11 protein-coding genes and 2 pseudogenes are annotated in these 24,831 nt (G+C 55.8%); 2 read left to right on the forward strand and 11 right to left on the reverse strand.

The genetic code is table 11. From position 1 onward, the window contains the following. The 4 genes and pseudogenes from FGU65_RS15955 to FGU65_RS00020 form a co-directional block, all read right to left on the reverse strand. A pseudogene (locus FGU65_RS15955) lies at positions 1 to 114 on the reverse strand (IS5/IS1182 family transposase); the annotation flags it as partial. A 57-nt stretch (positions 115 to 171) separates the two neighbouring features. Continuing rightward, a pseudogene (locus FGU65_RS15835) lies at positions 172 to 1,202 on the reverse strand (IS630 family transposase). A 203-nt stretch (positions 1,203 to 1,405) separates the two neighbouring features. Next, the gene (locus FGU65_RS00015) at positions 1,406 to 3,214 is read right to left on the reverse strand and encodes a B12-binding domain-containing radical SAM protein (RefSeq protein WP_301662353.1); all 1,809 of its coding nucleotides are present in this window, start codon (positions 3,212 to 3,214) and stop codon (positions 1,406 to 1,408) included. A 333-nt stretch (positions 3,215 to 3,547) separates the two neighbouring features. Next, the gene (locus tag FGU65_RS00020; RefSeq protein ID WP_301662354.1) at positions 3,548 to 6,523 is read right to left on the reverse strand and encodes a PAS domain S-box protein; all 2,976 of its coding nucleotides are present in this window, start codon (positions 6,521 to 6,523) and stop codon (positions 3,548 to 3,550) included. A 381-nt stretch (positions 6,524 to 6,904) separates the two neighbouring features. Here FGU65_RS00020 and FGU65_RS00025 point away from each other — a divergent pair, with 381 nt between their 5' ends. Beyond that, on the forward strand, positions 6,905 to 8,656 hold the full coding sequence (locus FGU65_RS00025; protein WP_301662355.1) for a sensor histidine kinase: 1,752 nt from the start codon (positions 6,905 to 6,907) through the stop codon (positions 8,654 to 8,656). A gap of 61 nt (positions 8,657 to 8,717) precedes the next feature. Here FGU65_RS00025 and FGU65_RS00030 read toward each other — a convergent pair whose 3' ends face one another. The 3 genes from FGU65_RS00030 to ppdK form a co-directional block, all read right to left on the reverse strand. Next, the gene (locus FGU65_RS00030; protein WP_301662356.1) at positions 8,718 to 10,976 is read right to left on the reverse strand and encodes a PAS domain S-box protein; all 2,259 of its coding nucleotides are present in this window, start codon (positions 10,974 to 10,976) and stop codon (positions 8,718 to 8,720) included. Positions 10,977 to 11,196: 220 nt separating this feature from the next. Further along, positions 11,197 to 11,814, reverse strand: a complete 618-nt coding sequence (locus FGU65_RS00035; RefSeq protein WP_301662357.1) for a LysE family translocator — start codon at positions 11,812 to 11,814, stop codon at positions 11,197 to 11,199. A 173-nt stretch (positions 11,815 to 11,987) separates the two neighbouring features. Continuing rightward, positions 11,988 to 14,792 (reverse strand): pyruvate, phosphate dikinase, encoded by a 2,805-nt coding sequence (gene ppdK, locus FGU65_RS00040; protein ID WP_301662358.1) that lies wholly within the window; start codon positions 14,790 to 14,792, stop codon positions 11,988 to 11,990. A gap of 650 nt (positions 14,793 to 15,442) precedes the next feature. Between ppdK and FGU65_RS00045 the strand changes: the two genes are divergently transcribed. Further along, complete coding sequence (locus FGU65_RS00045; protein WP_301662359.1) at positions 15,443 to 17,689, forward strand: efflux RND transporter permease subunit; 2,247 nt, start codon at positions 15,443 to 15,445, stop codon at positions 17,687 to 17,689. A 564-nt stretch (positions 17,690 to 18,253) separates the two neighbouring features. Here FGU65_RS00045 and FGU65_RS00050 read toward each other — a convergent pair. The 4 genes from FGU65_RS00050 to FGU65_RS00065 all read right to left on the reverse strand — a co-directional run bounded on the left by FGU65_RS00050 (position 18,254) and on the right by FGU65_RS00065 (position 24,561). Next, positions 18,254 to 18,817, reverse strand: a complete 564-nt coding sequence (locus FGU65_RS00050) for a hypothetical protein (RefSeq protein WP_301662360.1) — start codon at positions 18,815 to 18,817, stop codon at positions 18,254 to 18,256. A gap of 73 nt (positions 18,818 to 18,890) precedes the next feature. Next, positions 18,891 to 21,518 carry a fasciclin domain-containing protein gene (locus FGU65_RS00055; RefSeq protein WP_301662361.1) on the reverse strand — a complete coding sequence of 876 codons (2,628 nt, stop codon included), beginning with the start codon at positions 21,516 to 21,518 and terminating at the stop codon, positions 18,891 to 18,893. A gap of 245 nt (positions 21,519 to 21,763) precedes the next feature. Further along, complete coding sequence (locus FGU65_RS00060; protein ID WP_301662362.1) at positions 21,764 to 23,104, reverse strand: fasciclin domain-containing protein; 1,341 nt, start codon at positions 23,102 to 23,104, stop codon at positions 21,764 to 21,766. Positions 23,105 to 23,385: 281 nt separating this feature from the next. Further along, positions 23,386 to 24,561 (reverse strand): fasciclin domain-containing protein, encoded by a 1,176-nt coding sequence (locus FGU65_RS00065; protein ID WP_301662363.1) that lies wholly within the window; start codon positions 24,559 to 24,561, stop codon positions 23,386 to 23,388. Positions 24,562 to 24,831 lie beyond the last annotated feature (270 nt).

The following is a 24,831-nucleotide window of genomic DNA, read 5'->3' on the forward strand; positions in this document are numbered from 1 at the left end:
CAGCAAGAGAACCAGCAGTTGGTGCTGGGTGTAGGTTTTCTTCGAGTATTTGCAGGAATAGAGCGGAATGTGGGACGCCTTGACGGCAGACAGAGCTGCCTCGGTTAATCTGATATACTGGGACGATAACACTAAGAGTAGCTCCTTGCTTTTGTCTTTGGTCGGATATAGTTACTCGCTCAACAGCTTTGAAGCATACTTCGGACTCAGGAATTTCTTCACCCATTTTTCCCAATAGGTTCGCTTCGCCGCCAGTTTCTCAAATGCTCGTGCAATCGTGGCAGTCATGTGCTCATAGCCCGTAACGAACGTCGCCGAGACCTCCCGCTTGATCGCCCGCCAGACCTGTTCAATGGGATTGAGATCCGGGGAATACGGTGGAATGTGCACAAGACGGATGTTGTTGCCGGCGGCGTACTGCCTGACGAGAACAGCATGATGGGAGCTGAAATTGTCGAGGACGATGATGAGCCGTTTGCCGGGATTCGCTCTTCTGTACGCTCTCAACACCTCCCGGATGTCCTCCTGTTTGGAGCGCTCCCGGAAGGTGATGATGGAGGTGCCGTTGACGGCGAGGACGGCAAAGGTATTTGCCCGGATCTTTTCGGTATTCTTCACGAACGGCGGGTGGTCGAACGACCACATCCGCCGGGTATTGGCCGTGGTTTGCGGAGAACACTCATCCAGGAACCCGATGACCGTATGCTTGCTCATGCGCGGCATTTTTTTTTGAGAATCTTCTCTGCATCTCCGGGCCTGCGGTGATCGCGCGGGTAGGGTTTCCCGTAGTGCATGCCAAACGATTTCAGGATCCGCCTGACCTGATCCTGGCTGTAGTCTATGCCGAAGTGAGACTGGATCAGACGCTGCGCTTCGACAGTCGTCCAGTGATCCTGCTCCTGCAACAACTCCAGCAACTCGGCTTTCTGCTCGTCCGTGAGTTTTGAAGGATGGCCACCGGCATAGCGCGGAACCAGTCCCTCAAAACTGTCGGCGTTCCAGCGCTCCTGCCAGTTGTAGCCCGTCTGGCCGGAGACACCGACAGCGTCAGCTGCTTTGACGACACTCATTCCCTTATACCGCAGCCGGATAAACAGAAGGCGCGGCAGCACTTCAGGCAATCCTTTGTGGTGTTTGATCCGTTTCTTCAAAACAGAAAAGGGAACGTGTTTCACGATCGCGATCTGCTCCTGCCCGGTCATGAAGGCTCAGGTACTTCAAGGTTCAAAAGGGTAGCGCCAAGAACTATAAACAAGGAGCTCCCATTCTCATAACAACTTCGCTGAACTCACCGGGCAAGCCCAAGTACGATTTCTACAAAGCCAATTCTACAGAAATTTCGTTACGCTACCGAACTATAGGCTCTAACGCAGCAGATGAGGGTTGTTTGAAATTCTCTCGATTATTATTTAATTGGGCACGCATTGCTGTCAAATCCAAGTTCTTTCATTTTTTTGGTAAAATGTTGATGTAACAGTTCTCTTGTGACATTAACCCCACATTTGCATGTCTTATTCAAGCTAACAGCGCTATTGCAAAATGGGCAAATTATTCTTGATCCTTGAATGAGTTGATTAAATGAATTATTTCTTTGAGAAAAGGGCTCGTCATTCGAAGAGATGAATTCATGGATGTTTTGAATGTAATAATGAAATATGTCAGAATTATTGAAAAAATATCGAATTCCAACCTGATGTTTTGTGAGCACATCAAGATCAATACTATTCTTGTTAAATTCTCTTATTAACATCTCAAACGCCTCTTGGAAAGCGCAATTGTCTATTCTTGATGTCAAATTATGAAGGTCCCTCATCTTTTCATTGTAGTCCTTGAATTCGTCTATTAGTGCGATGGTAAACTCTGTAATTTCCAAGCCAAATTCTTCTGGATGTAAAGAGATATATGAAGGTGAAACCAATGTAAATGGAGATATTGAAGCTGCTGTGATGAAATTAGAGTTCTCATTAATGAACTTTACTGTTTCTGCAATGTCATCAGCTGTCTCTCCAGGGAAGCCAACCATAAAATATGCATGAATGTCTATGTGATTTGAAGATAATTGGCCAAGAACTTCTGTGATATTCGCAGGATGAATTTTTTTCATTTTCTCTAAAATTTTCCTGCTACCACTTTCAATACCTATACTTAATTTTTCAAAGCCCGCCAAGCCAAGTTTTTTTATTAAGTTTCTAGGTAGTTTGTCAATTTTTGCTCTTCCAGAGATGTGTACAATGACATCATCTTCAATAATTAAATCACACAGATCTTCTAAGATACTTGGATCCCCATTGATTAGAAGGCCTGATACCTCAAATCTGTTAATACCATATTTTGAAATATTCATAAGAATCTCATCAAAAATTTTTTCTGCGGACTTCGTCCTAAAACCTTTAAAATAGTATCTATCCGAACAGAATGCACATTTTCCAATACAACCTCTTGAGAACTCTATTGGGAGGGTTTTTTTCAGTAAGTATGTGTTGGTGTGCTCGATATAATCATCAAAATATGGCGAAGGTAATTCGTCAAGAGTCTTTATTTGCTCGACACGGGAAAAGTAAACGTCTTGGTTTCCATTTCGGTAATAGAAACCTGTTGATTCGGGGGTATGTGTTTTTTTTGATGGAATTTGCTTATCATAAGATAATCGGTTGTTCATCCAATTAACAATACTTTTCTCGCCTTCACCGATAAAAACCGCATCAATGAAATTAAATTTGAAGTAGACGTCCCTCATTAACATTGTTTGAGGGCCTCCAAGGATGATGTCAATGTTAGGCTGCATCTCCTTTAATTTTTTTGCTGTAAAAAGTGATAGCGTTTCATTGAAGTACATGAGTGAAAAGCTAACTACATCAAATGAATCGATCAATATCGAAGCATAATGTGTTGCCAATCTATCAAAAAGATATATTTCAGGGAAAATTTTATCTTTTAATAGCGCTTGTTGCGTAACAACGCTGGAAAATAGATTCCGATGTTTGATTGCAATTTTTAAATCGTTGCACTGAGCTTCAGGACAAATTTCAGTGATATCTTTATTGATTAATACATCAAAATCATAGCATTTTACCTGGAAACCTTCTTTGAGGAGCGAGCCTGCGATCGAAGCAGAGCCAATGGGAGGATGAACCGACTGATTTTCATTGAAAAAAGCATTTCCCAGTGACAAAGGACAATTAATAAGTGCAATATTTTTATCATCATTATTCATTGTCAAAAGCTCTAAAACCATTGTTTTAGTAACAGGACTACACGCTACTTCCCAGTATCAAACCTAGAAGAAGATTTACACTTTGATGATTGGGTATTATTGGAGTTAATGTACTCCAATACAATTGGTGTTTTCAAGGTAATCCTCTTTGCTCATATCAGCACCAACTGTACACTTATTTTTCTCCCTTATATGGTTTACTAAATTTCACTGCTATTGAGATATCTTGAATTAATTAACGGCTTTTTCCAATTCCTCTACAGGAGGTTCCCGGCGGAAGAGCGAGTGTCTTTTGAAAACGCGGTTCTAGGAAGATTAACGAGCAGAAGGTGCTCAGGTGCACTCCGTAGAGGTGCAGTACCGGCCTTTCGGCACGACGATCTCGAACCGCGCGCCGGCACCCTCGACGCCGGCCTCGCGGATGACGCAGTCGTTCAGGTGCAGAATCTCCTGCGCAAGGAAAAGCCCGTAGCCGGTATTCTTTCCAAACCCCCGTCTGAAGATCTTCTCCTTGATCGATGCGGGCACACCCTCCCCGTCGTCCTCAAATGTCAGGAGACCGGTGTCCCCGTCTTGCCGGAACGAAACCCTGATCCTGGTCACACGACTGCCGTGACGGATTGCATTGTCGATGAGACTGAAGAAGACCTTTTCAAGCAGCGGATCCGCGAAGATCCTGAGATCGCCGGTCCCGATCTCCAATGCAATGCCGCTTAATTCCGCCTGTACTGCAGCCCGATGGATCAGGGTCTGAACCGGCTGCCATTCCGGTACTTCCACACCGATATTTCCATAGTCCCGGGTGAAGGATATCTGTGCCTGGATTGTCTTCGAAGCGTGCCGGATACTCTCCAGACTCTGGGAGATGCCGGGATCGCTGCCGTAGCTTTCCTCCAGCAACTCCAGGTATGCCGAGAGAATGGTGATCTGGTTTAAGATGTCGTGCCGGGTGATGCCGGCAAGCAGGTTTAGCTTCCGGTTTGCCTCTGCCAGCATCTCCTGGTACTGCCGCTGCTGCGTTACGTCGCGGACAATGCCGGTCATCCGAAGCGGCTCTCCGCCGGGACCTGTTGCAATCACCTTTCCGACCTGGCTGATCCAGCGTCGTTGCCCCTCTTTGCCGGAGATACGGTGATCCTGCTCGTAGACCGCACCCCTGCCCTCCAGGTGTCGCTGCAGCGCATCGTTGATCGGCGGGAGCGTCGCCGACGGGAGAGTATACCCGCCGTTAGCCGTTCCCCCATCCGTTCCCTCCTCAACGAGGTTTAAGATCTCCATGGCCCGCCGGTTCAGGGCCACGCTTCCCGAAGCGAGATTCCAGTCCCAGACTCCTACGTCCGCTCCCTCGAGAGCAAACTGCAGGCGTTCCTTTGCCTCCCGGAGCTCTGCCTCTGCCTCTTTGAGCGGTGTGATGTCGGAGGCGATGCCGAGTGTACCGATGATCGTGCCCGCCGTATCCCGCAGGGGTGCAATCTGCACGGAAAACGAGGTGTCGGCGAACTCTGTTTCAAATCTGACCATGTCGCCGGAGAGTGCCTGGTGGTGGCAGGCAAGTGCGGTATGAGCGCCCGGGTAATCTCGGTAAAACTCCTGAAGCGGCATTCCGACGACCTGATTGGGCGCAAGGCTGAGTGATGCCAGGGCCGCACCGAGGGATGAGGTGAAGATGAGGTCGGTATCGGTCGTCCAGAGGGTGACCGGCAACTGGTTGAGCAGAAACCGCAGTTTCTCCTCCCGCTCCCGGAGGGTGTCCTCAATCTTCTTCTTCTCCGAGATGTCGAGCGCAATCCCCTGGGTGCCGGTGATCCGCCCTTCGCTGTCCCTGATGGCGGTCACGTTCGTGATCACCGGAAAGACTCTTCCCGTCCCCCGCCGGGCGACGAACCGGCATTCAAAGTTGGTGATGGGTGTTCCGGTCGTCAGCAGGTCATCAAACACCCTGAGCCCTGCCGGGAGGTCGTCCGGGTGAATGTTCGGCATGAACGGCTGATTGAGGATAGCCTCTTCGGTGACCTCGAATGCCGCAAGACCGCTCTGGTTCATGAAGATGATGTTGCCATCAGTGTCCGCCTTGTAGACGATATGCGGCAGGTGGTCGGCGAGCTGGCGGTACTCCCGTTCGTAGCGGCGGATCTCCTCATCTCTCCGCCGCTCTTCGGTGACGTCGCGGAAGACCAGGACGACGCCGATGATCTCTCCTCCACCGTCGCGGACGGGTGCTCCCGAGTCGGCGATCAGCCGTTCGGTGCCGTCCCGGGCGATCAGGGCGGTGTGGTTTGCAAGGCCGATGATCTTCCCGGATTCGAGGACTTTTTCAACCGGGTTTTCGCAGGGTGCACGGGTCTCCTCATTGATGATGACAAAGACCTCCGAAAGCGGCCTTCCTGATGCAGCCTCCTCGCTCCACCCCGTCAGTTCCTCGGCCACGCGGTTGATCAGAACGATGCGCCCGTCGGTGTCGGTGACGATCACGCCGTCGCCGATCGATCTGAGGGTGACTTTGAGGCGCTCCTTCTCGGCGAGAACCTCTTTCTGTGCCTGTTTCCGCCGGGTGACGTTTTCGATGATGCAGACCGACCGGTAGTATTCGCCGTCCTGGTTCCTGATGGCGGAGGAGTTGATGCGGACGTTCCGGGTGCCCCCGCCGTTTCGGATCATTCTGCACTGCAGGTTCCGGACAGAACCCCGGTCGAGTGTGGCCGACAGGGTTTCGCGGGTGCTTGGAAAGGAATCGGTATGGACAAATGCGTCGATAGGCTTGCCGATGATCTCTTTCCGGGTATAGCCGAGGACGTCAGTGATCCGGGAGTTGCACTCAACGATGGTGCCCGACCGGTCAACTGAGAGGATGAGGTCCGGAGCAGTCTCGAAGATTGTCCTGAAGTTCTCTTCGCTGCTCTTCAGTGACCGTTCCGCCCTCCGGCGTTCGACGGCTCTTCGTATTTTGTGAGCGAGTTCGGCGAACTGGGATCCTGGCCTGCCGCCTTTCTGCACGTAGAAATCCGCTCCGGCGTTGAGCGCCTCGATGACCACCTCTTCCCGGCCCCTGCCGGTGAAGATAAGGAATGGCGTATCTATACCGGCAGCGCGAATGCGCCGCAGAAACTCAATCCCGTCGATATCGGGCATCTGATAATCGGAGACGATGGCGTCGAAACGTCCTGTTCGGATATCTTTGAGCGCATCTGTTGCGGAGACCGACGACGTCACCCGTATCTGCTCCCGCTGCTCCAGGTAGATCCGGGTTATATCGAGCAGGCTCTCTTCGTCGTCGACGTGAAGAATATGAATCGGTACCCCGTCTTCCATTGCCCATCCCCGATATGCGTTCCAGTAGGTATCGTTACTGTTCCACACGATAAACGTTCCGGGATATTCGGGGCGGATTTTTGAAAACAATTCCCTTGAAAGTTTTCAATGCCGCTGAAACAACTTCTTTGCAGTTGCAGTGGTTGAGAAAGTTTGATATGTCCGATATATCTGAAACCCCTCCAAACGCCGCTTCCCGGGTATCTTTCGGGAAGCTGTTCTCCGTGCTGGAATCCCGGTTTTGTGAGGGAGTGCCTAGTAGAGAACCATCCTAACCGAAAGGTATTCCTTTTTGATCAGGTACATATGTAAGAACGAATGGTGCCGTCCTCTCCTCCGCCGGGAGCATCAGCAGGAGATGCAGCCGGAGTATCCGCCGCCATGCTGGCCGTTGTGATAGTCGTCGCCCTGCTCGGGATGACACTGTACGAGGCAATGAAGGAGTTTTTTCTTCCCGATATCTCAAAGTGGGAGTCTCACCTTATCACGATTTTCTTTGTGACGGCCATGGCTGCGGTTCTCGGGTATGCCCTGATCAGAAACCAGCGTGCCGTCCACACCCGGCAGCGGGAGATGGCGGATGCCCTGCAGCGCTCACGGGACTTTTACCTGACGATCTTCGACCAGTTACCAAATCCTATCTGGCGGACGGATGCCCTTGGTGCTGTCAACTACGTCAACGATGCCTGGCTTGGCTTCACCGGGCGGATGCGTGCGGAGGAGCTCGGTGACGGGTGGGCGGCAGGAGTACACCCGGAAGACGTCGAGCGCTGCCTGCAGACGTTCCGGGAGAAGTTTGCAGGGCGTTTTCCGTTCAGGATGGAGTATCGGCTGCGCTACCGTGACGGAACGTACCGATGGATTCTCGACCACGGAAAACCCGTCTATGAGATCGACGGCGCCTTCGGCGGATATATCGGCACCTGCTATGATATACACGACGAGAAGACGGCGAAGGAAGAGGTTGAGCGGCATATCAAACAGTTCTTCATCTTAAACCAGATCACCGGCGTGAGCACCTCCGCTCTCACTCTTGAGTCGATGCTTGCGGTAATCCTCGATAAAACACTTGGACTGCTGGAGTTTTCAGGCGGTGCGATCTACCTGCTCTCCGAGGATGCATCTGCTGCAGAACTTCGGACCGCAAAGGGGATCCCGGAAGGGCTCATAAGCAAGACGATTTCGGCACGGCACGAGCCGTCGTCGCGGATATACCTGGATGGGAAAGCGATGTATGCAGAGGACTGGCCGGCGCTCATTGATTACGGCCGATCGCTTGAGGCACTGGAGGTGATGGGCGTCCGGTCGGCTGCTGCGGTGCCCCTGGTGGCGCAGGGAAGGGTGATCGGGGGCCTGTACGTCTTCGATACCGAAGAGCGGGCCTTCACCCCGGAGATCCGGGTCACCCTGGAATCCATCGGCCGGGAGATCGGCGGGGCGATCTGGAAGGGTATCCTGCAGCAGAAACTGGAGGGTGAGATCGCGAAGGCAAACCTCTACCTCGACATCATCACCCACGACATCAACAACGTCAACTCCGTGGCGCTCGGGTATGCTCAGTTGATGATCGAGACCGCGGACGGAGACGACGTCCAGTTTGCACGCCGCGTGGAGCAGAGCATCCAGCAGAGCATCGAGATCATCAACAACGTATCCACGATCCGGAGAATCCATGAGGAGGAGCCGAAGCTCACGCCGGTCCCCCTCGACGGCGTTATCAGAAACGCCGCAGCCCGCTTCCCGGGAGCCTCAATCCTGTATGAATCGTCCGGGATGATGGTGTATGCCGACGCCCTCCTCGGGACGGTCCTGAATAACCTGATCGGGAATGCCGTCAAGTTCGCCGGATCTGAGGTCGAGATCGTCATCAGAGTGGATGACCGTGGCGATGAGGCGTGCGTCTCGGTCGAGGATACCGGCCCGGGCATCCCGGACGCCATGAAGCCCAATATCTTCAACCGTTTCCGGAGGGGCACGAGCAAAAAGAGCGGCAAGGGGCTTGGCCTTTATATATCGCGGATGCTTATTGAGCGCTACGGCGGCAGGATATGGGCAGAAGATCGAGTTGCCGGCCATCCCGAAGCGGGAGCGGCAGTCCGGTTCACTCTGCGGCGTGTAACGGCCGCCGCGTAACCGCTTGCTGTACGCTCTGGGAGCACTCTTCACCCGGTCGGTCACCCTGTGCAGGGCACTGTCACGCCAGTTCGTTTCTGCGGAGGAACTCCCGGATCTTCCTGCTCTCGACCCATCCGGCGTCAAGTTCCCTGATGAGTGCGTTGATCCGCCGGACCTGCTCGCGTAACTTCTCTGCCGTCTCCTGATCCTCCATCAGATCCGCCCGTGCCAGGATCACCTGCAGGGGGTGGCGGACGTGATCGCCGAGGATGGCAAACTGCTCCATGTTCTGCTCGATGCGGTGGATCGCCGAAACCCGCTCGGTGATGTCCTGAACCAGCACCACGTAGCTGTGTGGAATTCTCCCATCCCCGGAGATCATTCTGGTGATCAGGACATCGAAGTGGCGCGTGCCTGACCTTGACGTCCGGTAGAGGTTATGCTCCCTGATTCTGTCGAAGTCGAACTCTGCGATGTAGTGCACCGTCTCGCCCTGCTTCAGTCTGTGGCGTTCCGCCTCCGGGAGGTTCGGGTCGGAAAAAAGGTTGAACCGCTCAAGTTCCTGCTTATCGAGAACACCGAAGATGCGAAGCCCCGCCGGGTTGATGTCGACAAAGTGGCCTTCGGCGTTGTAGGATCCGATGGCTATCGGAGACTCTTCAAAGATGCTCCGGAACCGCTTTTCACTCTCCTGCAACGCCTCTTCTGCCTTTCTTCGGTCGGTGACATCATGGATGATCGAGTGCAGGAGTCTGCGGCCGTGGATGACCACAACCCCGGAGTAGACGTCTACATCCCTCAATTCGCCGTCTGCGAGCCGGTGCCGGAGCACAAAGTGGCGTTTCTGGCCGGTACGAGCCTTCTGCACCTCTGCGAAGGTCTCTTCAGGCGTGAGCGTGTTGATCTCGGTGATCTTCATAGCTGTCAGGACGCCGTGGGGGTATCCGTAGTACCCGCTCGCAGCCGGGTTTGCATCCACGATATCGCCGGTCTCCGGATCGATGATCAACATCGCCGCATGGCTCGTAGTGAAGATCGTCCGGTAGCGCTCCTCGCTCTCCGCCAGTCTCTGTTCGGCGTGAACCCGTTGGGTTATGTCGGTGATATATCCCTCTATGGCGGCGATCTCCCCGTCTGCACCGATGATCCCACGCCCCTGTTCCCAGACCCATTTTTCGTCGCCGGCCCGGGTGGTCAGGCGGTAGATCGTCTGGAAGGGTTTCTGTTCTGCGAGGGCTGCCTGCACCTCCTGCCAGACCTTGTCGCGGTCGTCCGGGTGGATCAGGTCGGCGTATGCGACTCGCCGGTTTTCAACAAGATCTTCGGGTGCGTAGCCGGTGATCGCGACAACGGCATCGCTCAAAAACTCCATCGTCCAGCTGCGATCGTTTCTGCAGCGGTAGGCCATCCCGAGGAGGTTTGAAAGCAGGGTGGAGAGCCGCTGCTCGCTTCTCCTCAGCGCTTCGACTGCCTGCTGCCGGTCGGTGACGTCATGCAGGTGCTCGATGATGAAAGCGATCTTGCCCTGTTCATCGGTTACCGGGCTGCTCCGGCATTCAAGGTGCATTCCGAGTTCGGGGACGTACTTCTCGACCGTCGCCGGTCTTTTGCTCCTGATGGCGATCTCCGTTGCACAGGCGGTGCAGGGTGTGGTTCGGCCGATGAGTTCGTAGCACTTTTTTCCCCGCACTTCGTCCGGGTTTTTGCCGAGCATCTCGTACCCGATTCGGTTATAGCGTATGATAGTGCGGTCGGGGAGCTGGACGCCGACAATATCCCCGAGTGCGTTAAAGATGCCCTCAAGGAGGGTGTTTGCTTCTTCCAGGCGGCGCCGGTCTTCTTCCCTGTGGGTGACGTCCTGCCAGACAACGATGGCGCCGGATCGGCCCTGCCGCCCGGCGATCGGCACGGCAGACGCGATGACGAACAGCGTTCTCCCCTCCCGGTCTGTTGCCGCCAGCCGGATACCCTTGACGATCTCTCCTCCGAGTGCCCGTGATTCAGGCAGTTCATCTGCTTCAACCGGCCGGCCGTCTGCACGCCGCAGAGCAAACTTTTCTGCAACCTCCTGAGCGGTTAGCCCGGTCAGAGATTTCCTTGCGAGGCCGTCGATGACCGCAGGGCTTGTTTCGAGTACCCGGCCGTCGGCACCGTAGACGATCACCCATTCTCCGGTAGCCGCGAAGGCAGCGTTGAACCTCGCCGCTTCGTCTGCAAGGTCGCGGTTCTGCCCTGCCAGTGCATCAATCCCGGCGGCGATCTCATCCAGTAACCGGGGGTCGTGCCGCCTCTTCGCCTCTTCCAGAAGCCCTTTCAGGTGATCGCCTGATGCATGCATGCAATGATACACGTATCTTCAATCCGCCTATTTACCCCTTTCCTTCATCTCCTATCGCGGCAATGGCGGACGGAAAAAAGAGGGATCCGAAAACCCCGGCTATGATCCGGCGCCTCCGTCGGGATGGCAGGGTGCTTGAGCGCGATCGTGCCGTTCCATCCATCGCCTGGTGTTTCTTTGCCTCGCTTCTGCGAGGGACTCTTGAGCGCCGGGACGGGTGTCACGGCAGGAGCGTCGAGAGGTAGTATCCCCCGAATGTCATCAGAAAGATCCCGCAGACCGCGAGCGTCAGGCGGTATCCGTGCTGCCCGAGGAAGAACCGGCCGCGGTGGATGCTTGCCGAGACGAGGGTGAGCCATCCGAGATCTGCCGTCCAGTGGCCGAACAGGAACGCAGCGGCAACCGGCCAACCGCCGCCGAGTGCCCCGATCAGGAGCGCGCTCCCGATCGAGAACCACCAGATCCAGAAGTAGGGATTCGAGACCGATGTCATTACGCCGGCGATGAAGGGGTGCGCTGCGGCGTCATGTCCTGACCCCTCCGGGATCGATGCCGAGCGGCTCTCCCGCACCGTCAGCAGCCCGAAGACCACAAGAGCCGTCCCGCCGACTCCGGCGATGAGACTGGTATAGGTGCCGATCACCGCGGCAAGCCCTGCGCAGATGAGCACCACCATCCCGGCCTCGACGACGATGTGGCCCAGGGTCACCCGCGGCCCTGCACTCCACCCACCCCGGAGAGCCGCGTTGATCGTGGCGATGAGCGTCGGTCCCGGTGCAAGCGCCCCGGTCAGGCCGATGAGAAACCCGAGGACGAACGCCCCCGGAATGTCATACATGCTGCCTCCGCCCGGAGCCTGCCCGGGATGCGTGTTCTCTGCCGATGCCGGATCATGCTCGTTCCCTGTAGTACTGATCCGCTGCAGGATAATGATTTGCCGGCCGGTGGATGGACCGGAGAAGCGGTCACGGGGAGAGGCGTGTCGGAGCCGGCAAAAAAAGATGTGGTGATTTACAGGGCGCCGATGCACTGATACCCGCGATGCGACGGGTATTGGAGCCCTGCCGTCCTGTCCAGAATCGCCGCATGGGCGGCTGCCAGGCGGGCGATTGGTACCCGGTAGCCCGAGCAGGACACATAGGACAGGCCGATCCGGTGGCAGAACCCGATTGAATCCGGATGGCCGCCGTGCTCACCGCAGATGCCCACCTTCATCCCCGGCCTGGCATCCCTGCCCCACATGACAGCGAGTTCCATCAGACGGCCCACACCCTTTACGTCCAGCACCTCGAACGGGTTGTCCTGCAGGATGTGCCGTCTGTTATACATCGGCAGGAACTTGTTCTCGGCATCCTCGCGTGAGAACGAGAAAGTAGCCTGGGTCAGATCGTTGGTGCCGAAGGAGAAGAACTCGGCTTCCTCGGCAAGGTTTTCGGCCCGCAGGCAGGCGCGTACGACTTCCAGCATGGAGCCGAACTTCACGTCCAGCTTCACGTGATGTGCCCTCTCGACATCAGCCCGGATCTCCTCGACGCAGTCTTTCACCTGTTTCAGCTCCTGGGCCGTGCAGACCTGGGGCACCATGATCTCGGGGTGTACTGCAATGCCGGATTTCTGGCATTCTGCCGCGGCTTCCAGGATTGCCCGGATCTGCATGGCATAGATCTCCGGGAAGGTAAGGCCGAGCCTGACTCCCCGGTGGCCCAGCATGGGGTTGACCTCGTGCAGTGCGCGGACCTTTGTGAGCATGGCCTCCTTCTTCTGGATAGCCTCTTCGACCAGCACCGGCTCGGCCGGCATCTGCACCGTCGGATGCACGTCCCTGCTGCGGTACATAAACTCCACCGCATCCGAGAGCACCCGGATGCCGCGCAGGACAGTGCGGAGATGACGCAGTTCGTCCAGTTCATCGATGAGCTGCTGTTCGGCGGGCAGGAATTCATGGATCGGAGGGTCAAGGAGCCGGATGGTCACCTGCCGTGGAGCCATAACCGTGAAGATGCCTTTGAAGTCTTCGCGCTGGATCGGGAGCAGCCTGTTCAGGGCGGCCTGGCGCTCTTCCCGGGTGTCGGCTACGATCATGTCCACGACGATCGGGAGGCGATCGGTATCATTGAACATCCGCTCGGTTCGGCAGAGGCCGATACCCATGGCACCGAACTTCAGCGCCGTTCTCGCATCCTCGGGTGTATCGGCGTTGGCCATCACCTGGAGTCTCGCCGTTTCGTCCGCCCAGGAGAGGAGGACGGTGAGTTCCGGCGAAAACTCCTGCTCGATCATGGGAACCTCTCCCAGGAAGACGTTCCCCGACGTGCCGTCGATGGTGATAAGGTCCCCTTCATGGAATTCGTGGTCGCCCACGATCGCTCTCTTCAGATGGACGTCCACGGAGATCCCTTCGGCACCGGCAACGCAGGGTTTGCCCATACCCCGCGCGACGACGGCCGCGTGCGATGTCTTCCCGCCCCTGCTCGTCAGGATGCCGCGTGAAGCGAAGAACCCGTGAATATCTTCGGGTTTCGTCTCTTCCCTGACCAGGATGACCCGCTCCCCCGTGCGCCCCAGTTTTTCAGCCCGGTCGGCGTCGAAGACAGCAACCCCTACCGCTGCGCCGGGGGATGCAGGAAGTCCCTGTGCCAGGGGTTCTGCCTCCGCTGTGGTATCCAGCTGCGGGAACAGCAGTTGTTCGAGCATATCAGGCTGCACCCGCAGGATTGCGTATTCTCTCTCGATGAGCCCGGACTGTGCCATGTCGACTGATGTTCTGACGAGTGCGGCGGCATTCATCTTGCCGTTCCTGGTCTGCAGACAGTACAGGACCCCTTTCTGAATGGTAAACTCAAAGTCCTGGACTTCCCGGTAATGGTTCTCCAGTCGGTGACGCAGGTCGACGAGCTGGTCGTAGATCTCCGGCATCTCGTCAGCGAGCGCTGCCACCGGCTTGGGCGTCCTGACCCCGGCGACAACATCTTCGCCCTGGGCGTTCACAAGATACTCGCCGAAGAGGGCGTTCTCACCGGTGCCCGGATCGCGGGTGAACGCAACTCCGGTGGCTGAGTCCTCGCCCATGTTGCCGAAGACCATGGCCATCACGTTCACTGCTGTTCCGTCGGCCATATCCGGCGTAATCTTAAACTCCCTCCGGTAGTCCATAGCGCGTTTTCCCATCCAGGAGCCAAAGACCGCTCTGATGGCGATCTCGAGCTGCTCGTAGGGATCGGACGGGAAGGGTCTGCCGGTGCTCTTTTCAACGGCGCTCATGAACCGTTCCGTTATCTCAATGAGATCGTTGCAGGAGAGATCTTCGTCCCGCTCTGCTCCTGCCTTTCTCTTGACAGCCTCGAACTCGGTATCAAAATCCTCTTCCGGCACACCCAGTGCGATTTTACCGAAGAGCTGAATAAAGCGGCGGTACGCGTCGTATCCGAACCGTGCATTTCTGGTCTCGGCAATCAGCCCCTGAAGCGTCTTCGGGTTAAGCCCGAGGTTCAGGATGGTGTCCATCATGCCCGGCATCGAAAGTGCAGAACCGGAGCGGACTGATATGAGGAGCGGCGTCTCCCCTCTGCCGAACTGCCGGCCGGTCTCGGCTTCGAGATCTGCAAGTGCATGATGCACCTGTTCAAGCATTCCTTCCGGAAGCCTGCGCTCCGGGTCGTCCAGGAAGGCTCTGCAGGCTTCGGTGGTGATGACGAAACCGGGCGGTACGCTGATTCCGATCTGTGTCATCTCGCAGAGGTTGGCGCCTTTGCCCCCGAGCAGTTTTTTATTCGTACCATCGCCTTCGGCGAAGGTGTAGACCCATTTCATGCTCATGTTTCCCTTGTGCAGTGGTTATTGCAGTGATTCGGTGACGTCTCTGTATGCTGTTCTTCTCGACCAGTGAAGTTCCACATAACCGTTTATAATCGCCCCCAAATATACTTTTGCTAATATATATTTCGTTAAATATTTGATTTTCGGCGATATTTGTCCGTCTCAGTCCGGATAATTTCATTTTTCCCTCCGATGGAATAGGATACGAACCGGATCTGGTATACCGTATTGAGAGCGTTCCCGGATCGCATCCGGACTTTTTCTGGGTGCCATCCTCCCGGGCGCCGGCCCTGGGTGCGCAGAGCCCGGGCCTTGAACGAGCCGGAAATCTGCTTTTTCCCGGGCAAAAACCGGATCGTGAGTGCCCGGACGCACCCGGGATCCCCTCGTGTCAGGCCGCGCATGGTCAGGCGGAGAGCCCGCCAGCGGATCCCTTCTGCTGCATGGCATCTTCCCAAGACGCAATGCGCATGGAAACGCAATCCGGGCATGAAAATTGTTTCTGGCGGCGGATGGCCGATGCAGTGATAATGCCCGGTGCAGCGGCGTCGGCAGGACCCTGCCTCCGGCGCCGTCGTGATGTTGTCTCGTTCGCAACAAACTCTTTATGGGTGTCAGGAGTGAACTATACAGGCAAGCGGAGGGAGAGCGTGAAGACACCATTTCATCTGATAGCGGATATCATCAACCGGCGGCCCGCGGTGGTCGCCGCAGTGTTCATGCTTGTCTTTATCATCGCGCTGTACGGCATGGGCCTCACGACGATGCAGACGGGAAGCGACACGTACCTCGATAAGGACACCCCACGTGGGGCTCTGCTCGACACCTATATGGATACGTTCAAATCCGATGCGGTGATGTTGCTCATCGAGTCGGATACCGTTCTTGAGCCCGAGACACTCGCGTACCTCGACCGCCTCCAGCAGGACATGCTGCGCGTCCGGCATGTCACCGGGACGTCCAGTATCGTTGATATGGTCAAACAGGCCAATGGAGGTGAACTTCCGCGATCCCAGGCCGAGATCATCAGCGCAAAAGAGCGGGTTCCGGCCGATCTTCTCGAGCGGTACGCACCGTCGAACCTGATGACGGTCGGCATCGTCACGCTTGAGCCGGGCCTGACCGAGGAGGTCAAGACGCAGGTGCTCGATGAGATGGAATCCCGGATCGTGCTCTCCGATATGCCCCCCGGTGTCCAGGTGACGGTCTCCGGCGACGCTGCATTCAACAAGCAGATGAGCGAAGAGATGGGCACCGGCATGGGCGTCCTCATCGGTGCGGCTATGCTGCTCATGGTCCTCGCCGTTGCTCTCCTCTTCGGCCACGTCCGCTACCGGTTCCTGCCGGTCTTCGTGGTTGCATCCGGGTTGATCCTGACGTTCGGGATCATGGGGCTCGCGGGTATTCCCATCAGTATGGTGGTCATCGGCGCCTTCCCGGTGCTCATCGGCATCGGCATCGATTACGCCATCCAGTTCCAGTCGCGCTTCGATGAGGAGATGCAGACATCGACCCTTCCGGAGGCGGTTGTGGCCACCGTGGTCAATTCAGGTCCCGCCATCCTCTACGCCATGATCGCAACGTCGCTCGGCTTCATCGCCATGTGGATCGCGCCGGTGCCGATGGTTGCCGACTTTGGTCTGATCTGCGTTATCGGTGTGGCCTGCTGTTACCTTGCGGCGCTCGTCATTGTGCCCACGTTCGGCACGCTGGTCAAATACCGGCCGAAGGAAAGCACTTCAGCCGTTACGGGCGCGGGCATGGAGGCATACGACCGTCTCCTTGGGAATCTTGCCGGAAGAATCGCAAAAAACCCCATCCCGCTCATTGTCATCTTCGGGCTGGTTGCTGTTGCAGGCGTTCAGCTCGACAGCCGGATTCCCATCAACGCCGACGAAGAGACCTTTGTCCCGTCGGATATGCCCGCGGTGGTCGATCTGCATAAAGTCTCGCGGGTAATGGGCTCGACCGAGAGTATGCCGATATTCGTCCGCGGCTACGGGGTGACGAAGCTCGATACCCTCGAGTGGATGAAAGACTTCCAGGACTACGAGATAACGCACAACGATAAGATCACCTCCGCCACCAGCATCGTCACCTACGTCCTGCAGTACAACAACGGCACGATGCCCGCGACCGACCAGGAGGCTGCGGCGGTGCTGGAGCGTATCCCTGAGGAGACCCGCGACCAGTACCTCAGCGGCAACACCGAGGCCGTCATAGAGTTCGGGCTTGTATCGATGGAGAATGAGGTCGCCCTCTCGCTGGTGGAGCGGGTGAACAGCGATCTGTTATGGATGAGCCCGCCGCCCGGCATCACCGCAGTGCCGACCGGCATGCTGGAGATGTTCACCAACCTGATGAACGATATCGCGGAGAGCAAGATTACGATGACCGTCCTTGGGTTCGGGCTGATCCTGCTCTTCCTGATCGTCGTCTACCGAAAAATTACTGCCATCTCTCCGATCATCCCCATCATCTTCATCGTCGGCTGGAACGGTGCGATCATGTATCTCCTCGGGATCGACTACTCGCCGATGACGGCCACGCTCGGTTCGATGACGATCGGTGTCGCGTCCGAGTACACCATCCTGATCATGGAGCGCTACCAGGAGGAGCGTGGGCGGGGCAGGGAGAAGATCGATGCCATCAGGCAGGCGGTTCAGAAGATCGGAACGGCCATCACTGTCTCCGGTATGACGACGGTCTTCGGGTTCTCCGCACTCCTGCTCTCGTCATTCAATATCATCAAGAACTTCGGTGTCGTAACAGTGATCACGGTCGGTTTCTCACTGATGGGAGCAATCCTTGTCATGCCGGCCGTCCTCTCTCTGATGGGCAGGTTCTCGCAGGGCACATCTGCATCGGCGGCACACGAGGAGCCCGGACCCCTGTAACACATTTTTTGTTTTCATCCCAAGTTTGCCATTTGGTTTCTCGAGGTGCTTCATGCCCCTAAAATGTCCAGGATGGTCAGAATAGGAGGTAGTCCCCCAGGAAACACCTGATACCCTCGTGTCGGTGATTGCTCTTTTGCGGCTCTGCGACATTCGAACATTGCGGACCGTAGCGGCAATCGCGTCGGGGGAGGGGTATCAGGGGAGGAGGCCGGCCCCCTCGCCTGGCCCCACTCCCACGAAGACACCTGCATCGGTCCGCTTTATCCCGGAGGAGTGACCACAAAGGGAACGAGCAGGAGCCCACAGTCGGTCGGACTCTTTGAAATGCCTTTTCAAGAGTATTCCGGGGCACTCCCGAATAGAATTTGGCAGTTGAGTTACATTTGCGAGTGAAATGCACACTTTATTATCAGAATGCGAAGTCTGCCTGAAATGCAAGGTCCAAAATGAGGAAGTTTCGGGAGATATTTTTCCAAATACCTGGAACTGTCAAATTCTATTCCGGCACAATCTGAGAAATTTGAGTAAACTGGCAAACGTAGGTTTCATTTCCCCGGTTCGCTATGGACGTCTCAGCCGGAAGATGATCGCCAGCAGGACTGCGCCGCAGAGACCGATGAGCGCCGTCCATGATTTCTGCGGCGACTTCGTGAGGGCGGAGGGTGAATCGCCGGCTGCATCGATCGTTGTGTTTTCGAAGAGTGCGTACATGCCTGACTGGGTCACTGCCGCTTCAACGCTTCTGTTCGATGCATCAACGCGTACCGGGATCTTCACCCAGCCCGATGTGGTGTTGTACTTCCTGACGGAGAGGTTGTCACCCCCTTCTGCCTTCCAGTCGCCCGCACTGATGATGATCTTCAGGGTTGCCGGCGGATGGAATGTCAGATCTTTGGGCAGAATTCGGTATCCGTACCCCGTGAACGTACCGGCGGTCGACCCGGCGGTCGCGAGAACCTCCGGCTGGCCGACCGGCTCAAGCCGGATCGCCTCACCCGATATGGTTTCATCGTCCGTTGTCAGGACACCGGCAGCCGGTACGGAGACTGTTGCAGTGTCGTCATCGGCGCGGACGAGTATCATCTCCCCGGATGCATCGGCCGTGGCCGTAGCCTGGGCAACCATGATGATGCCAAGGAGAATGCATGCCGACAGGAATGTGCACTTCCGGATACTTCGTATAATTCTCATAAAAAAGTTAGGCTGTGAGAGCACCCAGTGTGCCGGGCTCCTGCATAAAGAGCCAGTACCCCTTCATCGGCATCATCTGCTGCTCTCTACCCTGTGCATTGTTGACGATCACGGTCTCGTAGCTCTGGTTCCGGGCGTCATATCCGAGCAGATAGACCCAGTCCTCTTCCACTGACTGTAACGTCTCATTTACGGTATGCGGCTCGGTGTCCGAGAGGCCAATGCCACTCCAGCCCTGCGTGAGGTTTTTGGACGCCGGAACGTTTACCGGATACGAAGTGAAATTTACGGTGACGTTTGTTGTCTCATTCGAATAGACCCAGTAGGCGTCGAGTACTTCCAGGGTCGTATCGTTGTCGAGCGTCTCCCATCCGCCGGCCTGGGTGAACCGGTAGACCTCTCTGCCTGCCGTGTCTACGTTTTGGAAGACAGCCTCTATCGTGTCGTTCCCGTCGGCAAGTTCTTTCGGAATAGCGATGAAGTTCCATCCCTCGTAGAGCTGGAGTTGCTCCGTCATGTTCATCGTCTGGTTCATCGTTTCATTCATTGTCTGGTTCTGCGTCATATTCCGCGTCTGGTTCTCTGTCACGTTCTCCGCGGTCTGGTTTGCGGTGACGTTGACGGCCGCGGTCACCGGCGGGTCGAGGGGCGTGTGGTCGTTGTTGACGAGCTGAACTGCAAAGGTGTGGTTGCCGGCCGTGACGTTCTCCCACGTATAGGACGTGTTGGTGCTCACGGCATACGAGCCGTTCTCCGGCACCGCAGGGCTGCCCTGCTGTGTCGGGAGCGGCTCGACGTCCATGTAGTAGTGGACGTGGCCTTCACCGGTCACGGCCGATTGTCCCAGGCTGTCGACGAGGCTGAAGTTCGCGACCTCGATCGCGACCGTCACGTTCCCGGCACTCACGCCCGACCCGTTCTCGGGCATCGTAATCGTCACGTTCGGCATCCCGGTCACGTTGCCCATGGTCTCGTTCCCGGTCATGTTCTCCGAGATCCGGCCTCCAGTCACGTTAAATGGCTGAACGACGACCTCTCCCATGACTGTCTCCGGTCTGTCACTGCCGGGGAACTCAAACGCCCCCTTCTTTCCCGCATCGACATGGAGCATCGCGTAGAGCGTCTCCGTCGCGTTTTCAGTCTCGATCTGCACGGTGACGTTCTCGTTTACTCCTCTCGATATCAGGGCCTTCCCGATGATGGGGCCGGGTGTGTCGTTCTGCTCGGCGTGGATCACTACCCAGTTGTCCCGCTTGGCGATGGCCTCAGAGATGACGACGGAACCGTTTTCGATTGGCTGGTCGGTGACGGTTATGTTGGGTGTGATAGTATCCATCGTCTGGTTCTCGGTCATATTCTGCGTCTGGTTCTCGGTCATATTCTGCGTCTGGTTCTCGGTCATATTCTGCGTCTGGTTCTCGGTCATATTCTGCGTCTGGTTCTCGGTCATATTCTGCGTCTGGTTCTCGGTCATATTCTGCGGGATCAGCACCTGGTCGATGACGTGAACGACGCCGTTGCTTGCGTTCAAATCTGCCTGGACGACGGAAGCGTTGTTCACCATCAGGTCGCCGGTGGACTGGTTCCGGCTGATCGTCAGGTTCTGCCCGAGCAGCGTCTGCAGCATGACCGTTGCATTCTGTGTCTGGTTCATCGTCTGGGTCATGTTCTGCTGCTGCGTCATATTCTGCGTCATGTTCGCTGTCTGGTTCCGGGTCATGTTGTTGGTCTGGTTCATCGTCTGGTTCTGTAGCATTTCCATCAGTTGCTGTGAGGTATAGTTCCCCTCCACGACGTGATACTGCAGGACTGCGGTGAGGTTCGCGGTGTCGTTGCCGAGTGCCTCAAAGGCCGCGTCGTTCGGTGCGAAGATGGTATACGGCCCGGCGGCCGAGAGCGTTCCGGTCAGGTTGGTGGTATTGATTGCGTCATAGAGCATCGTCAGGTTCTGTTCCTGCTCGATCAGGTCGACGATGGTCATGTTCCGGGTCACGTTGTCCATGGTCTGGTTCTGAGTCACGTTATCCATCGTCTGGTTCTGGGTCACGTTGTCCATGGTCTGGTTCTGAGTCACGTTGTCCATCGTCTGGTTCTGGGTCACGTTGTCCATGGTCACGTTGTCCATGGTCTGGTTCTGAGTCACGTTATCCATCGTCTGGTTCTGGGTCATGTCGCTGATGGTCGGGAAGACGGTCAGGGTATCCTTTGGCATCATCTGCCCATCGGTCGCAGAACCGTAGACGAAGGTGACGTTATCTCCGTCATTTACCCGTTTTTGGGCAGCACCGGCGGTGAACTGCTCTCCGTTGAGGAGGTACGTCCAGTTCATCATCGTGCCGTTGACGACATCGTTCTCAATCCCGTCAATCGAGGCGATGTGGAGATATCCCCGCTCTGGTGGCAGTGCATGGATGACTGTATAGTTAAAACCGCCTGCTTCGGAGGCTGCCTGGAGTGCACCGAGCACCGATATATTGCTGACAATATACGGCTGTGATGAATTTACCGGTGTTATGGTAAAGTTTCCACTGCTGTTCAGGGTGACATTCTCTTCTCCTAGGGACGCTGCCAGCGTTGCAGCAGGCAATGCCACGAGGAGGAGAAGGCACAGATACAGTACAAAGTGTCGTCTCATCTAGCTCCCCCCTGTGAGGGCTTGGGGGGAGTGTCGAAGAACTATTTATAGATTTTTATAATTGCATCACTATCTATTTTTTGTGAAGGTAATTGTCATGATTGGCGCGTAATTTGGCTTTATTTGGGCAAAACGCTTTAAGCAGGAATTGTGGAATCCGTGTGGTTTCTGCGGCTTTGCTGCCTGAAAATAAGTGGGATGACTCCGCTCCCCTGAAGAGGAGCGATCACCCGCTGCTGCAGAGACTAGACCGTCTGGTTGGCCGTTGCAGTCTCGGTCTGGTTGGCAGTTGTCTGATTCTGCGTCATGTCCTGGGCGGCCTCTGCTGCTCCCGTTGGCTGCAGTGTGACATTTTCAGGGATCAGAACCGTGTCGATGGTGTGAATGACGCCGTTGCTGGCATCGATGTTGGCCATCTCGACAGTGGCGTTCTCGACCATGATATCTCCGTTGCTCACGGTTACGACGATGTCCTCACCAAGGAGCGTCTCCAGGGTGGTCGAACCGGATGCAGTCGTGTTGTTTGTCGCGTTGGCGCCTGCTGCCATACCAATGATCTCGTCTGCCGTATACTCCCCTTCTACGACGTGGTACTGCAGGACGGTAGCAAGTTTCTCGTTGTTGTTGAGCAACTCAGAGAGGTCTTCCGGTGTCAACTGACCGAATGCATCGTTCGTCGGAGCGAAGACGGTGTACGGACCTCCGGTATCGAGTGTCTCGGTCAGGTTGGCGTTGCGGCTGGCCGTTCCCAGCGTGGACAGGTTGTCATCCTCGGCGATAACATTGACAATACTCATCCCGGTCTGATTCGCCTGCCCGGTCACATTTTCAGGCGGCATCAGCACCGCATCAATGACATGGACGACGCCGTTGCTGGCATTGATATCCGCCATGACGATCGTGGCGTTCCCGACCATCAGGTCACCGGTGGACTGGTTCTGGCTGACCGTCAGGTTCTCACCGAGCAGCGTCTGCAGCATGACCGCCGCCTGTTGCTGCGCCGTCACGTTCTCCATGGTCTGGTTGCCGGTGACATTCTCCATCGTCATGTTTGCTGTCTGGTTCGCTGTCTGGTTCTGGGTTACGTTCTGCTCCTGCGTCATGTTCGCGGTCTGGTTCTGCGTCATGTTCGCGGTCTGGTTCATCGTCTGGTTCTGCAGCATCTCCATCAGCTGCTGTGAGGTGTAATTGCCCTCGACGACGTGATACTGCAGGACTGCCGTGAGCCGGTCGGTCTCGTTCATCAGCTGGTCGACGGTCTCGTTGCCGAGTGCCTCGAAGGCCGCGTCGGTCGGCGCAAAGACAGTATACGGCCCGTCCTGGCTGAGCGGTTCGGTCAGGTTGGTGGCATTGACGGCCGCCGCCAGGGTCGTCAGGTTCTCCTGCTGCCCGAGCACGTCTGCAACCGTCATGGCCGCGGTTGCGTTGCCCGCAACGGTCTGATTCTCCGTTGCATTCGTAGGCATTGTGGTTACGTTGCTTGCATTGCTTGCATTGTCCGTCGTGGCGTTCTCTCCGACCATCGGGCCGTCGAATAGTGCAGCCGATACTGTGGCGGATGCCATAAGCAGGAGAAGAATACTCATTCCTGCCAAGAGATATGATTTCATGCTTGTCCCCCCTGTAAAGGTCATCGGGGATTGCCCTGTTAATATATAAATGCTACTATATTTCTGGTGTGGCTGTAAATTCTTGTTTATGGACGCTATGTGTTCCAGAATTCGAGAGGTCGCCAGGTTGATTTTTGGAAGGTTCGGCAACTGCTATAATTCCGGCAGTGACTCATCCGAAGTTTAAAAGAGTGATCCGGGGAAGGTATATCCCCTGCAGGAACCGTTGCTCCATGTTCCGGATGTTTTTCGAGCCTCTACACCGTACGGTTAATGTACGTCAGTGTGGACTGGTTGCCGACGATGACGACGCCAGCTGCCGCTGGCTGCCCATCCTGTGCGGACTGATTGTCGAGAGTCACATTATACGTCGTAAGGTTCTGGAAGATACCCCCTGCCGTCTGGTTGGAGTCCTGCGGCGAGGTATCGTTGACGATGACGAGTGTGGACTGGTTGCCGACGATCACGATGCTCTCATTATCCATTGTCTGGTTCTGGGCTGCAGCACCCCGGATCATGGTCATGCCGGGAGGAAGCAGCACCCGATCGATGGTGTGAATGACGCCGTTGCTGGCATTGGTATCCGGCTGGACGACGGAGGCATTGTTGACCATCAGCATGCCGGTGGACTGGTTGCGACTGATCGTCAGATTCAGCCCGAGCAGTGTCTGCAGTTCTGTTGCATTCTGCGCCTGAGTCATCGCCTGGGTCATATTCTGCTGCGGAGTCATATTCTGGGTCTGGTTCGCTGTCTGGTTCTGGGTTACGTTCTGCTGCTGCGTCATATTCTGTGTCTGATTCGCCGTCTGGTTCTGTGTCTGATTCATCGTCTGGTTCTGTGTCTGATTCATCGTCTGGTTCTGTGTCTGATTCATCGTCTGGTTCATCGTCTGGTTCTGGGTCATGTTCAACAGCTGCTCGGAGGTATAGTTACCCTGAACAGTGTGATACAGCAGAATCTGGCGAAGCACAGTCGTGTTATTGAGGAGCTGATTGATGGTGTCGTTGCCGAGTGCCCCGAAGGCCTCGTCGTTCGGTGCGAAACAGGTGTACGGGCCACCCGTCGAGAGCGTCTCGGTCAGGTTGGTGGCATTGATCGCGGTTGCAAGGATCGTCAGGTTCTGATTCTGGTTGATCACATCGACCAATGTATTATTCTCTGTCTGATTCTGCGTTACATTCTGCTGGGTCATGTTCTGTGTCTGGTTCACCGTCTGGTTTTCGGTTACGTTCGCCGTGGTTGCGTTGGCCGCGGTCTGATTCGCGGCGGCCGTTTCCGTCTGATTGGCGATGGTGAGCTCCTGGCCGACGATTGTTATCGCCTCATTGTCCATAGCGGCATCCTCTTCTCCCATCGGCGCTGCCATGACGATGGCAGGTGCAGCCAGCAGGAACAGAATGCACGTACTCAACAGAAAGACTGATTTGTGCATACAAACCCCTCCTTAGGGGAGTGTGGGGGATGCTTGTTATAGTATAAAAGTGTTATTATATTGCAAATTTTTGGATTTTTATCGACTCTTTTCTGTGTTTGACTGGAAAATTGCCGCCTAAATCTCGGTGTGGATCTGGAAATGCTCTTTGCCGCCGGATACGGCCTTCAGATATGTCTTTTCAGGCAGAATCCCGCGTATGTGGACTGAAGGTATACTCTCCGCAGGAAGTCGCCAAATGGTAGAAGACGTTCAGTGCGGTGTATGCAC

It is taken from the genome of Methanoculleus frigidifontis (genome assembly GCF_030464345.1).
In the GTDB taxonomy this organism is placed as follows: Archaea; Halobacteriota; Methanomicrobia; order Methanomicrobiales; family Methanoculleaceae; genus Methanoculleus_A; species Methanoculleus_A frigidifontis.

What these genes read in the sequence shown, in the direction of transcription:
- FGU65_RS00015 (WP_301662353.1), bottom strand. Translation starts at nt 3,214, where the DNA reads ATGAATAATGATGATAAAAATATTGCACTTATTAATTGTCCTTTGTCA.
- FGU65_RS00020 (WP_301662354.1), bottom strand. Translation starts at nt 6,523, where the DNA reads ATGGAAGACGGGGTACCGATTCATATTCTTCACGTCGACGACGAAGAG.
- FGU65_RS00025 (WP_301662355.1), top strand. Translation starts at nt 6,905, where the DNA reads ATGCTGGCCGTTGTGATAGTCGTCGCCCTGCTCGGGATGACACTGTAC.
- FGU65_RS00030 (WP_301662356.1), bottom strand. Translation starts at nt 10,976, where the DNA reads ATGCATGCATCAGGCGATCACCTGAAAGGGCTTCTGGAAGAGGCGAAG.
- FGU65_RS00035 (WP_301662357.1), bottom strand. Translation starts at nt 11,814, where the DNA reads ATGTATGACATTCCGGGGGCGTTCGTCCTCGGGTTTCTCATCGGCCTG.
- ppdK (WP_301662358.1), bottom strand. Translation starts at nt 14,792, where the DNA reads ATGAGCATGAAATGGGTCTACACCTTCGCCGAAGGCGATGGTACGAAT.
- FGU65_RS00050 (WP_301662360.1), bottom strand. Translation starts at nt 18,817, where the DNA reads ATGGTTGCCCAGGCTACGGCCACGGCCGATGCATCCGGGGAGATGATA.
- FGU65_RS00055 (WP_301662361.1), bottom strand. Translation starts at nt 21,518, where the DNA reads ATGAGACGACACTTTGTACTGTATCTGTGCCTTCTCCTCCTCGTGGCA.
- FGU65_RS00060 (WP_301662362.1), bottom strand. Translation starts at nt 23,104, where the DNA reads ATGAGTATTCTTCTCCTGCTTATGGCATCCGCCACAGTATCGGCTGCA.
- FGU65_RS00065 (WP_301662363.1), bottom strand. Translation starts at nt 24,561, where the DNA reads ATGCACAAATCAGTCTTTCTGTTGAGTACGTGCATTCTGTTCCTGCTG.